Consider the following 11,825-nt stretch of genomic DNA (forward strand, 5'->3'; position numbering starts at 1 on the left):
CTGGTGCTTGATTTTTCAAAGCTGGATGGCCCGATTTCGCGGCACGCGGTCGAGACGCTGTTATCGACTTTGGCGGCCTGCCGCCTGAAGCCGGTGGCTTTCAGGGGCTGCCATCCTTCGGACCGGGCGGGTCTGTTGGAGCTGGGTCTGGTCGAGGCCCCGCCAGACCCGGTGCGATCAAAGTCGTCCGGCAAAACCGCTGAGCCCAAAGCATCTGCCGTCACCGCGGCACCGGTGATCCAGGAAGTGATTCGGGAGGTACGTGTCGAGGTACCCGGCCCGGCTACCCTGGTCATCGACAAGCCGGTTCGTTCGGGTCAGAAGATCTACGCCCGCGGGGCCGATCTGGTGTTGCTGGCCATGGTCAACCCGGGCGCCGAAGTGGTGGCCGATGGCAACATCCATGTGTACGCGCCCTTGCGAGGCAAGGCCATGGCGGGTGCCAGTGGCAACACCCGGGCGCGCATTTTTTCGATCTGCCTGGAGCCTGAACTGATTTCGATCGCCGGGGTATACCGGACCAGCGAAAATCCCCTGGCTGCCGGGATCCAAGGCAAGCCAGCGCAAGTGCGGTTGAGCGACGACGGCCAGGAAAAGCTGCTGTTTGAGGCTTTGACAGCCTGAACTATTTTTGAAAGACTCTGTAGACATGGCAAAAATCATTGTGGTGACTTCGGGCAAGGGTGGCGTTGGCAAGACGACCACCAGCGCCAGCTTTGCAACCGGGCTGGCGATGCGCGGCCACAAGACGGCGGTGATCGATTTTGATGTGGGCTTGCGCAATCTGGACCTGATCATGGGTTGCGAGCGCCGGGTGGTGTACGACCTGATCAATGTCATCCACGGTGAGGCCAACTTGAACCAGGCACTCATCAAGGACAAACAATGTGAAAACCTTTATGTTCTGGCGGCGTCGCAAACCCGCGACAAGGACGCTTTGACCCAGGACGGTGTTGAAAAGGTGCTGGCCGATCTGGGGTCGATGGATTTTGAATACATCGTGTGTGACTCACCCGCAGGCATTGAGACTGGCGCGCTGATGGCCATGCATTTTGCCGACGAGGCACTGGTGGTGACCAATCCAGAAGTGTCGTCAGTGCGCGACTCGGACCGCATTTTGGGTATGTTGGCGAGCAAAACCCGCCGCGCAATGCAAGGTGAGACACCGGTCAAGGAGCATTTGCTGATCACCCGCTACAACCCGTCGCGGGTCAATCAGGGCCAGATGCTCTCGTTGCAGGACATTCAGGACATCCTGCGTATCAAACTCATTGGTGTGATCCCGGAGAGTGAGACCGTTTTACAGGCGTCCAACCAGGGTGTACCGGCGGTTCACATGACCGGCAGCGATGTGGCCGAAGCCTACAAAGACGTGATTGACCGGTTTTTGGGCGAAGAAAAGCCCTTGCGTTTTACCGAACCACCCAAGCAAAGTCTGCTCAAGCGCCTGTTCGGGGGAAAGTAAAGCCATGTCGTTCTTTTCATTTTTCCTCGGTGAGAAAAAGAAAACCGCCAGTGTGGCCAAAGAACGGCTGCAGATTATTCTGGCGCATGAGCGCAGTGGGCGCGGGCCTTCCACACCAGACTACCTGCCGGACCTGCAGCGCGAGTTGATTGCTGTCATCAGCAAGTACGTCAAAATCAACCCGGACGATATCAAGGTCAATCTGGAGCGGCAAGATAACCTTGAAGTGCTCGAAGTCAAGATTGAATTGCCTGACAAACGCTGATTTAAATTGAATGTTGCAGCCTAAAATCGGATGAAAGAATGAACAGACAGTTGAGTCTGTTTGAAATTGGAGCCATCATGATCAAGCGTCAAGTCATTTCCCGTCTGGGTATGGTTGTTCTGGCCAGTTCGCCACTTTTTTTTGGTGTGGCACAGGCTGCCGATAAAACCGGACAACAAGTGGTGCAGGAAGTGTGTGCCAACTGCCACGTCAGCGGCAAGGACGGTGCCCCCATCATTGGTGATGTTGGTGCCTGGACCAAACATTCCAAGAATGGCCTGATCAAGTTGACCGAAAACGCCATTGCCGGCATCGGCAAAATGCCAGCCCATGGTGGACAGGCCAATTTGACTGACCTGGAAATGAGCCGTGCCGTGGCTTACATGGTCAGCGCTGGCAAGGCCAAAGACCCCAATAAGCCCTATGCGTCACCAAGCCGTGTGACAGGCGAACAACTGGTGGCAGAACGCTGCACGGTTTGTCATGAAAGTGGCAAGGAAGGTGCGCCGCGGATCGATGACTTTGCTGCCTGGAAACCTCGCCTGCAAAAAGGTGTGGAGAACCTGGTTCAATCCGCCATCAAAGGGCACAAAGCCATGCCTTCGCGCGCCGGCATGGCCAATCTGAGCGACACCGACTTGCGCAACGCCGTCACCTACCTGATCGTGCAAAGCGCCACTTACAAGCCTAAATCCTGAAACAGGATCTCGAAGGCTTCCAGACTGCAATAAATGTTGTAGCTATAAAGTCATAGCTAGATTGCGCTGAAGGCCATTTTTTCTTGAAATCTTTCATGGTTTCCAGCGTTTTAGCAGGAGTGCGTTGCTCATCACGCTGACTGAACTCAGCGCCATCGCCGCACCCGCCATCACCGGATTCAGGTAACCCAGGGCTGCCAGTGGAATGCCCGCCACGTTGTAGATAAGGGCCCAAAACAGGTTCTGCCTGATTTTGGCCACAGTGCGCCGTGAGATGTCCAGCGCTGCAGCCACCAGCAAGGGGTCACCACGCATCAGTGTGATGCCCGCTGCGTGCATGGCCACGTCGGTTGCGCCCTCTGCGTTGGCCATGGCCATGCCCACGTCGGCTGCCGCCAGTGCCGGTGCGTCGTTGACACCATCACCCACCATCACCACGGTTTTGCCACTGTCTTTGAGGGACCTGATATGGGCTTCCTTGTCGGCGGGCAAGACCTCGCTGATCACCTCGCCTGCTGTGACAGACAAACCCACGCGCAGAGCCATCGCCTGCGCCGCACTGCGGTGGTCACCCGAGAGCATCTGCACCTGCAGTCCCAAGGCTCGCAGCTTGCCGATGGCAGCGTTGGCCTGGGGCTTGGGTTCGTCGGAAAAACCCATCAGTGCCAGCAGCTGCAAGCCCTGCGGGGTGACCATGGCCATGCAAGCCAGCGTGCTGTCACTGGCTTGCAGGCGTTTGAAAGGCAGGTCAAAAGTGTCAAACTTGCCGCCTTGCTCCAGCATCCAGCTCGGGCTGCCAAGCTGGTAGCACACACCCTCGAGCTCACCACTGAGACCTCTGCCTGGCCATGACACGATGTTTTGCACGGCTGGCAATTCCAGAGATTGATCCGCGGCAGCGCGCACCACTGCGCGCGCCAGCGGATGGCTGCTGCCACTTTGCAGGGCAGCAGCCAGACGCAACAACTCGTTGGCCGCCACGTCGGGGTGAACCACAAACTCGGTCAACTGCGCTCGCCCAAGCGTCAGTGTGCCGGTTTTGTCAAACACCACCACATCGGCCTGGTGTGCCAGCTCAAGGGCTTGCGCGTCCTTGATCAGGATGCCATATTGCGCGGCCACACCGGTGCCAGCCATGATGGCCGCCGGCGTGGCCAGCCCCAGCGCACAAGGGCAGGCAATGACCAGTACCGTCACGGCGTGGATGATGGCCAGCTCCAGCACAAGTCCATTCAGCCACCATCCCAGGAATGTGGCGAGCGCGAGCAGCAGTACCACCGGCACAAACACCGCACTCACGCGATCCACCAGCCGCTGGATGGGCGCCTTGGCAGCCTGCGCGTCCTCAACCAGTCGGATGATGCCCGCCAGCACCGTGTCCACCCCGGTGGCCTGTACCCGCACCAATACCCGCCCGTCACCATTGAGGGTACCCCCGGTCACACGATCACCGGCCGCTTTGGCCACTGGCAAGGGTTCACCGGTCAACATCGACTCATCCACCTGCGTCTGGCCCTCAAAGATCAGACCATCCACGGCAAAACGTTCCCCCGGTCGCACCACCAGCTCATCACCGACCATGACCTCATCCATCGGCACGTCAAGTTCGCCATCCAGGCCAATCAGATGGGCCAGCTCCGGGCGCAACTGGTGCAAGGCACGGATGGCCGAGGTGGTTTGCCGCTTGGCGCGCGCCTCCAGCCACTTGCCCAACAGAACCAGACTGATGACCATGGCTGACGCTTCAAAATACAAATGCACCATGGCATCGGGTGCAGCCGTCAGCCACAGCCACATCGACAACAGCCAGGCCGCGCTGGTGCCGATGGCGACCAGCAGGTCCATATTGCCGCTAAGTGACAGCAGTGCGTGCCAGCCGGCCTTGTAAAAGCGAGCACCCAAAATGAACTGCACTGGCGTGGCCAGCAGACACTGCAGCCAGGCTGGCAACATCCAGTGCTGGCCAAACAGGCCGCCCAGCATGGGCAATGTCAGCGGAAGTGACAGGGCCAGGCCAAGCGCGACTGGCGCAAAACCAGCCCAGGCCGAGGTTTCCGTGGCATCAATGGCGGCGCTGGGTGCTACAGGTTCATACCCGGCATCTCGCACGGCACGGCGCAAACGTGCCTCGATGTTGTCGCCTGGTGCCACCATCACCCGCGCGGACTCGGTGGCCAGGTTGACCGCTACGTCCTGCACTCCAGGCACTCTCTTCAAGGCGCGCTCGGCACGTCCGACACAAGAGGCACAGGTCATGCCGCGAATGCCAAGGTCGATGCGCACGGAGTCGTTGTTGTTTTCTGGGGTTGTCATGAAGTGTTGATCTTGAGGGGACACGAAGGTTCACAATACGCGCTTTTGCAAGACACCCATTTTCCAAGCATTTCTATGAAACAAACTTTCCATGTGGACGGCATGACCTGTGAACATTGCGAAAAAGCCGTGGTACGCGCCATCAAGCAGCTCGATCGGGCAGCGCTGGTGCAGGCGGATCGCCTGACCAAGCGGGTCGAGGTGGAGTCGGGCTTGACCACTGAGGTGCTCAGGCAGGCCATCACCGACGAAGGTTACCGCGTGGTTGATTGACACCATGGCTGACCTTGCTGACTTGCCCATTGACCAGATATTGGGCCTGTATCCCTCGCTGGCGCAGGTGCAACCGGCACTGGCTGACCTGGGCCAGACACTGGCGGTATATCAGGTCCCCGCAGACACCGTGCTGTTCAGTGAAAACGCCGCCTGCCAGGGATTTCCGCTGGTCTTGCAAGGCGAAATCAAGGTCTCGCGCAATTCCGGTGACGGGCGGTCACTGGAGCTGTACCGGGTGGTGCCAGGCGAGTTGTGTCTGGTTTCCAGTGCCTCGCTGTTTCGTGCGCAGCCACTCTCCGCCTTCGGCGTTACCACCAAAAACAGCCAGTTCATGCTGATCAAGCCAGATCTGTTCAAACGCTGGATCGAAACCCCCGCGTTTCGCAATGATGTACTGGGTCTGTTCGCAGAGCGTATGGCAGACCTGACCGGTCTGATCGATGCGGTGGCCTTTCATAAGCTGGATCGGCGCCTGGCCGCTGCGCTGCTGGGTCGGGGCCAACAACTCAACCTGACCCATCAGGCACTGGCCGATGAACTCGGGACGGTGCGCGAGATCGTCACCCGCTTGTTGCGGCGTTTTGAGCGCGAAGGCTGGGTGGTGCTGGGTCGAGAGCAAATCCAGATTGTCAACAGTGCGGCCTTGCGGGCGTTGGTAAGTGCTAACTTGAACTGAAAGCTAGCGCCGCACCCACTTGAGAATGACCTCAAACAGGTCGTTGGGGTGGACCGGTTTGGACAGGAAGTCATTCATGCCGGCGCCAAAACAGCGATTGCGGTCTTCCACAAACGCGTTGCCGGTCATGGCGATCACCGGCACCTCAACGCCATTCGGCAGGGTACGTAGCTGGCGTGTCGCGTCGAGCCCGTCCATGCGAGGCATCTGCATGTCCATCAGGATCAGGTCATAGCGTTTGTTTCTGACACATTCCACGGCCTGCAGCCCGTCTTCGGCCAGGTCCACGACCGGCCAGATTTCCTGCAGCATGATGAGGGTGATTTCCTGGTTGAACGGGTCATCTTCCACCAGCAGCAACCGGCGGTCGGCGTAGTCACGCGCCAGTATGGTCTCCGCCGGCAGGGTGGGGACCGGTTTCTGACTGAGCGCACAAGCGGCGCCCCGGCGCAGGCGCGCAGTGAACCAGAATACGCTGCCCTGCCCCAATGTGCTGCTCGCTCCCGCATCCCCATCCATCAGTTGCGCCAGTTTTTTGGTGATGGCCAAACCCAGCCCGGTGCCGCCGTATTGGCGCGTGGTCGAGTTGTCGGCCTGCTCAAACGCGGTGAACAGCCGTGGCAGGACGGCAGGGGCAACACCAATGCCCTGATCCTCGACCTCGAAGCGAAGCAGTGAGGCATCCGCGGTGGACTCCAGCAACTGAACACGAAGGGTCACCGTCCCCCGATCGGAAAACTTGATGGCGTTGCTGCCGAAGTTGAGCAATCCCTGCTGCAGCCGGGTGGGGTCACCGACAAAATTGCAGCTGGACAGCTGGTTGTCGATCACGAAGGAAAGTTTTTTTGCCTGCACCTGATGGCTCAGGATCGACGCCACGTTGGCCACGATGGCACCCACATCCAGCGCCACCTCTTCCAGGGTGAACTTGCCCGCCTCGATTTTGGACAAGTCCAGGATGGTGTTGATGATTTCCAGCAGGTGGCTGCCTGCCATTTCAATTTTGCCCAAGCGCTCACTTTGTTCAGCGGTGACACCCGAGCGTCGGATCAGGTGCGTCATGCCAGTGATGGCATTGAGCGGGGTGCGAATTTCGTGCGACATATTGGCCAGAAATGCGCTCTTGGCCACTGTGGCGGCCTCAGCCTGCTGCTTGGCGTCGATCAAGGCTTGTTCCGCGGCCTTGCGTTGTGTGATGTCGGTCTGGAACGAGATCAAATGTGGCGACATTGCTTCGCCACCCTCATGATAGTAAATAGACACCTCCAGGGGCAGGTACTTCCCATCACGGCATCGCTGTTGTGTTTCGATGCTGATTTGCCCTTGGTTGCGGATGATTTCTTTGATGCGATCGTACTCAGACCTTGGAAAGTTGGGGTCGACATCCATCACGGTCAACTGGAGCATCTCGGCCACCTCGTAGCCGATCATCTGCGCCGCCTTCTGGTTCACGGCGATAAAGCGACCTGTTTCGAAATCGACCCAGTGGATGCCGATGCCAACGCACTCCATGGCAAACTGGGTGCTCAGCAGCTTCTGATGGGAGGCATTGAGTGCGCTGGTACGCTCGTCCACCAGCTGCTGCAGATGGTGCTGGTGCATCACCAGCGCCTCTTCGGTGCGTCGTTGCTCGGTGATGTCGTGCGAGATGCCCAGCACGCCCTGCAAGCTGCCATCGGAGCCGTACATGGGTGTCTTGCAGGTGCTCAAGAGGGCGCGACGGCCGTCAATCGCGTAGGTGATCCATTCCTCGTTGTAGGTCAGTCCCCCGGCTTCAATGGCGGCAAGGTCGTTGGTGCGGAAAAACTGCGCAAGTTCTTCATCCACAAAATCGAAGTCCGTTTTACCCACGATATTGGCCTCGATTTGACCAAAAAACGCCTCGAACGCCGGGTTGCAGGCCAGGTAAACACCCTTGACGTCCTTCAGCCAAACCAGCTCCGGGATGGTGTTGATCAAGGTGCGCAAGGTGTCGTGTTGCTTTTCCAGCGCTTGTTCGAGCGAACGTCGTTCAGAAATGTCGCGTGAAACCCCCAGCAGCGCGGGTTGCCCATTCCAGTGACCATGCACGATGCGGGTGTCCACCATGATCTCCGAGCCATCGGCCTTCAACAGTGGCAGCGGGCATGATTCACGCTTGCCCTGGAGCATCTCCGTGACAATGGACCAGGCCGAGGCGTGTACCCGCTCTGGGTGTACCGCCAGCACGGATTGTCCGAGCAGGCTTTTGTCGTATCCCAGCTTCAGGTGGACGGCCGGGTTGACGTAGAGCATCTCGCCCTGTGGGTTAAGCACGAACACAAAATCCTGCAGGGCGTTGAAGAAGCCGTCCAGGTTCTGGCGTTGATTGAGCGCGTCCTCGCGTGCCACCAGGCGCTCGATGGCCAGGCCGAACTGCTCGGCCAGGCTTTGCAGCAGCGTGATGGAAGCTGGGGGAAGCTGGCGCACATGTTTGCTGGCCAGATTGAGGCAGGCGTGGCCGCGTCCGGCAACCCGGATCGGTAACACCACCAGGGCCACAATGCCCTCGGCCTGAATTTGCGGCAAACGGACCAGGCCAGGGTCCGTACAGACATCCTGTGGCTCGATACAGCTGCAGACCATGGCACCGGCTTGGATCATACCGGCGCGTGGATCGTCGGGCTCGATGTTGCCGGTGTTGATCAGGAACGCCTGACTCAGGCCGCGACTGATCAGCAGGTCAAAGCCGCCGTCACCGCGTTCCCAGTACAGACCACCACCATCCAGATCCGAAAGACCCAGCACGGTATCGAGCATGGTGGCAATCAGGGTGGGGCGATCCGGGCTTTGCGCCAGCACTTCCAGGAATTTGCGTTGCAGTGTGGCGTGTTCCGCCAGACGCTCGCGCTCGGTGATGTCGGCCAGCACCCCAATGAGTTGAACGGATTCAGGGTCCGCCGGGTTTTCCAGCGGCTGCGACTGCAACTCAAACCACTGCCAGGTTCCCAAGGCGTCCATGACCCGGAACACCACTGACTGCGCACCTTCTGCGCCAGCGTGATCGAGAAAGTCCTGCAGTGCCGCAGCGTCCTGCGGATGGATGTGGGTGACATCAACATAACGGGCCAAACCTTGAAGGTTCAAATTCTGAACGATGTGGAGAGGCATGACGCTGGATTCTGGCTGCTGGGCAAATCAACTCTTCATCGTAGCGGTGGGGAAAAGCCCAGGGTTGATTTACGTCAAATGAGTACGGTTTTCTGTGGCACTGGTTGAATCACGGTCCAAACACCAGATCGGGCAGAAACAGCACACTGGTTGGCCAGACGATCATCAAGATGACCAAGGCGATGACCGCACCCAGCAGGGGTAAGGCTTCTTTGATGTATTCGTCCATCGGACACTTCAAGATGCCACAGACAGTGAACATGGCCACCCCGACAGGCGGTGTCATACCGCCCAATGTGACACAAGTCATCATTACCAGTCCAAAATGCACCGGATCAATGCCTACGCGCAGGATGATGGGCATCAGGATCGGGGTCAGCAGCAGCACAATCACGGTCGCTTCCAGAAACATGCCCAGCACCAGGATGAAGCTGATCAGCAGCAGCATCAGCGCTATCCGGTTTTCGGTGATGCTCACCAAAAACGAAGCGGCAGTCTGCGGCACACCCTCGAGCGTGATCATGTAGCCGATCATGGAGGAGAACATGATGATCAGCATGATCATGCCAATGTCGGCGACACTGTGGCGCAAAGCGTTCAGTAGCGCGTCCAGCGTCAGCTCGCGGTAGATCGCTCCACCGATGAAGATCGCGTATGCCACGGCAAAGGCACCCGCCTCGGACGGGGTGAAGATGCCATAGCGGATGCCGACAATCAGCAGAATCGGGAACATCAAGGCCCATTTGCACTCCCAGGTGCGATGCGCAATGACCTTGAAAGACGGTGCGTGCTCAAGTTCTGCGGTGTAACCACGCCGTCTGGCCACCAGGTAAGCCACACTCATCAGAACAATGGTCATCAGGACGCCGGGCACGATGCCGCCAACAAACAGCCGACCGATCGAGACGTTGCCCATGAACCCGTACAGGATCAGACCGATGCTCGGTGGAATGGTGGCGGTGATCAGTGAGCCAACCGCAATCACGGCGCTGGTGTAACCCCGTGTATAGCCACGCTTGATCATGTCCGGGCCCAGAATGCGGGCTTCCATCGCGGCGTCAGCAACGGCCGAGCCAGAAACGCCGCCCATCAGCGCACTGAGCATGATCGCCACCTGTGCCAAGCCACCACGCATCCAGCCGGTGAGCACGGTGGACAGCGAAATCAATCGGCTGGTGATGCCCGAGGCATTCATCAGATGCCCGGCAAACACAAACAAGGGCACCGCCAACAGCGGAAACGACTGGGTTGCGGTGGTGATCTTCTGGATCGCAATTTCGGGCGGCACCGGACCGAAAATATAAAACATCACCGCCGAGATACCGATGGCAAACGCCACCGGCATGCCCAGAAACATCAGCACCAGAAAAAGAAGTGTGAGGATGCCGCTCATATCGCTGTCCCGTCATGACCTTCGAGTGAAAGCACCTCGCGCCCGGTCAAACCGCGCCACAAACGGGTGACCGCCGTGCCCAGCATCAGCAGCGCGCCGACCGGAATGCACCCGGTGACCCAGCTATAACTGATCCCCACGTCACCCAGCACACGTTCCATGTTCTGCAAGGTCAGCTTGGTGCCGTACCAGACCAGAAAGCACAGAAAGGCGGCGATGGCCACCAGCCAGATCACCGCCAGGACTTTTCTGACCTGGCGCGGAAACTTCCTGATCAGGATGTCGATTTCGATGTGGGTATTTTTCTTCAGGGCCAGGTCCGCCCCCAGAACACAGGCCCAGGCAAAACTGAGCTGGGCCAGGTCTACCGCCCAAATGACCGGAACACCCGCCGTGCGGGTGGCAGCTCCGATCAGGACAAAGATGGAGGTCGCTGCAAAGAACGCCATGGCCAAGCGTTCCTCCAATTTGAAGAATAGGCTCGCCATGGCAGGTTCTTACTTGCCCAGGACCACATTGACCTGCTTGCGCAGATCGGTATAACCCAGCTTTTCATAGACACCGCTGGTTGAGGCGATGAACGGCTTGATGTCGATGTCGACGATCTGCACGCCTTTTTCGCGCATCAGCTTTTCGTAGTTACCAATCGAGTCGATGGTGGCTTTGGAGGCGGTATCGCCGGCCTTGAGCGCTTCATCACGGACCACCTTTTGCAAGTCGGCCGGCAGCTTGTCGAACCACACTTTGGAGCCCACCAGCCCGGTGATCAGGCTGATGTGCCCGGTCTTGGTGATGTACTTGACCACTTCGTACAAGCGTTGGCCATAGGTGGCGGGTGCCTGCGCCTCGGCGCCGTCAATCGCCTTCATCTGCAGCGCCGAGTACACCTCGGCCCAGGGCATGGGTGTCGGGGTGGCCCCCAGACCCCGCACCGTTTCCAGCCAGACCGGTGCGCCCGGGGTGCGCATGCGCACGCCAGCCAGGTCGGCGGGTTTGGTCACCGGTTTGTTGGTCAGCAGTTGGCGGTCCCCCTGGTACCAGTTGAACGAGAGCACCTGGTGACCACTGGCAGCACGCAGTTTCTGATTCCACTCCTCCATCATGGGCGACGTGACCACTTTGCGCATTTCGGTAAATCCGCTGGCCAGATACGGTGCACCCAGAATGCCAAACTCCTTGACAAAAGGTGCCAGCCGCCCGCCATCCACCAGCACCGCCACGCCGGCACCAGAGCGTGCCTGTTCGAGTACGTCTTCGTCAGACCCGAGCTGTGAGCTGGGAAACAGTTTGACCGAAATCTTGCCGCCGGAATTTTTCTCGACACCGTCCTTGAACTGTTGCAGGCCCTTGAACATCGGGTCATCGACGGTCAGCGACGAGTTGACGTTGAGGTTGAAATCTGCCGCAAAGGCAGCGGTGGCGACCAGCGCGGATGCTACGGCTACTGACAGCAGTTTGAGCATTTTCATGGTTGTTTCCTTGATCAAGTGTGTGGTTTGAAGCTCTTCGCCCTGAGGTTTTCCTCATAAAGCACTTGTATGGTAGTATTGTTTTTGCGATACTGCAATCGATTTATGAGCCGCGACGCAAAAGTTCATCTCGTTTTGGCG

The 11,825-nt window shown here is 58.7% G+C and carries 11 protein-coding genes; 6 read left to right on the plus strand and 5 right to left on the minus strand.

The features are described 5' to 3' along the window. From minC to KBF66_RS06950, 4 genes are all read left to right on the plus strand, one after another. The coding region (gene minC / locus KBF66_RS06935) for a septum site-determining protein MinC (protein WP_296654450.1) at positions 1 to 624 on the plus strand (624 nt) is incomplete at its 5' end. A gap of 25 nt (positions 625 to 649) precedes the next feature. Then, positions 650 to 1,465, plus strand: a complete 816-nt coding sequence (gene minD, locus KBF66_RS06940; protein WP_296654452.1) for a septum site-determining protein MinD — start codon at positions 650 to 652, stop codon at positions 1,463 to 1,465. Between the two features lie 4 nt (positions 1,466 to 1,469). Then, the gene (minE, locus tag KBF66_RS06945) at positions 1,470 to 1,730 is read left to right on the plus strand and encodes a cell division topological specificity factor MinE (protein ID WP_296654454.1); all 261 of its coding nucleotides are present in this window, start codon (positions 1,470 to 1,472) and stop codon (positions 1,728 to 1,730) included. 77 nt (positions 1,731 to 1,807) lie between these two features. Then, a complete protein-coding gene (locus tag KBF66_RS06950; RefSeq protein WP_296654456.1) occupies positions 1,808 to 2,428 on the plus strand; it encodes a c-type cytochrome in 621 nt (206 codons plus the stop codon). Between the two features lie 93 nt (positions 2,429 to 2,521). On the opposite strand, the gene KBF66_RS06955 is transcribed toward KBF66_RS06950, so the two are convergent. Continuing rightward, on the minus strand, positions 2,522 to 4,741 hold the full coding sequence (locus tag KBF66_RS06955) for a heavy metal translocating P-type ATPase (RefSeq protein WP_296654458.1): 2,220 nt from the start codon (positions 4,739 to 4,741) through the stop codon (positions 2,522 to 2,524). Positions 4,742 to 4,816: 75 nt separating this feature from the next. On the opposite strand from KBF66_RS06955, the gene KBF66_RS06960 reads away from it, so the two are divergent. Both KBF66_RS06960 and KBF66_RS06965 read left to right on the plus strand, forming a co-directional pair. After that, positions 4,817 to 5,014, plus strand: coding sequence for a heavy-metal-associated domain-containing protein (locus KBF66_RS06960; RefSeq protein ID WP_296654460.1), 198 nt, complete (start codon positions 4,817 to 4,819; stop codon positions 5,012 to 5,014). A 4-nt stretch (positions 5,015 to 5,018) separates the two neighbouring features. Further along, positions 5,019 to 5,693 carry a Crp/Fnr family transcriptional regulator gene (locus tag KBF66_RS06965; RefSeq protein WP_296654462.1) on the plus strand — a complete coding sequence of 225 codons (675 nt, stop codon included), beginning with the start codon at positions 5,019 to 5,021 and terminating at the stop codon, positions 5,691 to 5,693. A 3-nt stretch (positions 5,694 to 5,696) separates the two neighbouring features. Here KBF66_RS06965 and KBF66_RS06970 read toward each other — a convergent pair whose 3' ends face one another. The 4 genes from KBF66_RS06970 to KBF66_RS06985 form a co-directional block, all read right to left on the minus strand. Further along, positions 5,697 to 8,822 (minus strand): PAS domain S-box protein, encoded by a 3,126-nt coding sequence (locus tag KBF66_RS06970; RefSeq protein WP_296654464.1) that lies wholly within the window; start codon positions 8,820 to 8,822, stop codon positions 5,697 to 5,699. Between the two features lie 109 nt (positions 8,823 to 8,931). After that, positions 8,932 to 10,215 carry a TRAP transporter large permease gene (locus KBF66_RS06975; RefSeq protein ID WP_296654467.1) on the minus strand — a complete coding sequence of 428 codons (1,284 nt, stop codon included), beginning with the start codon at positions 10,213 to 10,215 and terminating at the stop codon, positions 8,932 to 8,934. After that, complete coding sequence (locus KBF66_RS06980; RefSeq protein ID WP_296654470.1) at positions 10,212 to 10,703, minus strand: TRAP transporter small permease; 492 nt, start codon at positions 10,701 to 10,703, stop codon at positions 10,212 to 10,214. Before KBF66_RS06980 ends, KBF66_RS06975 begins: the two co-directional genes overlap by 4 nt. 9 nt (positions 10,704 to 10,712) lie before the next feature. Continuing rightward, the gene (locus KBF66_RS06985; RefSeq protein WP_296654472.1) at positions 10,713 to 11,684 is read right to left on the minus strand and encodes a C4-dicarboxylate TRAP transporter substrate-binding protein; all 972 of its coding nucleotides are present in this window, start codon (positions 11,682 to 11,684) and stop codon (positions 10,713 to 10,715) included. Positions 11,685 to 11,825: the final 141 nt, after the last annotated feature.

Source organism: Rhodoferax sp. (genome assembly GCF_018063565.1).
Taxonomy (GTDB): domain Bacteria; phylum Pseudomonadota; class Gammaproteobacteria; order Burkholderiales; family Burkholderiaceae_C; genus Rhodoferax.

Excerpts from the sequence above, each read along its gene's own strand:
- minD (WP_296654452.1), top strand. The coding sequence starts at position 650 with ATGGCAAAAATCATTGTGGTGACTTCGGGCAAGGGTGGCGTTGGCAAG.
- minE (WP_296654454.1), top strand. The coding sequence starts at position 1,470 with ATGTCGTTCTTTTCATTTTTCCTCGGTGAGAAAAAGAAAACCGCCAGT.
- KBF66_RS06950 (WP_296654456.1), top strand. The coding sequence starts at position 1,808 with ATGATCAAGCGTCAAGTCATTTCCCGTCTGGGTATGGTTGTTCTGGCC.
- KBF66_RS06955 (WP_296654458.1), bottom strand. The coding sequence starts at position 4,741 with ATGACAACCCCAGAAAACAACAACGACTCCGTGCGCATCGACCTTGGC.
- KBF66_RS06960 (WP_296654460.1), top strand. The coding sequence starts at position 4,817 with ATGAAACAAACTTTCCATGTGGACGGCATGACCTGTGAACATTGCGAA.
- KBF66_RS06965 (WP_296654462.1), top strand. The coding sequence starts at position 5,019 with ATGGCTGACCTTGCTGACTTGCCCATTGACCAGATATTGGGCCTGTAT.
- KBF66_RS06970 (WP_296654464.1), bottom strand. The coding sequence starts at position 8,822 with ATGCCTCTCCACATCGTTCAGAATTTGAACCTTCAAGGTTTGGCCCGT.
- KBF66_RS06975 (WP_296654467.1), bottom strand. The coding sequence starts at position 10,215 with ATGAGCGGCATCCTCACACTTCTTTTTCTGGTGCTGATGTTTCTGGGC.
- KBF66_RS06980 (WP_296654470.1), bottom strand. The coding sequence starts at position 10,703 with ATGGCGAGCCTATTCTTCAAATTGGAGGAACGCTTGGCCATGGCGTTC.
- KBF66_RS06985 (WP_296654472.1), bottom strand. The coding sequence starts at position 11,684 with ATGAAAATGCTCAAACTGCTGTCAGTAGCCGTAGCATCCGCGCTGGTC.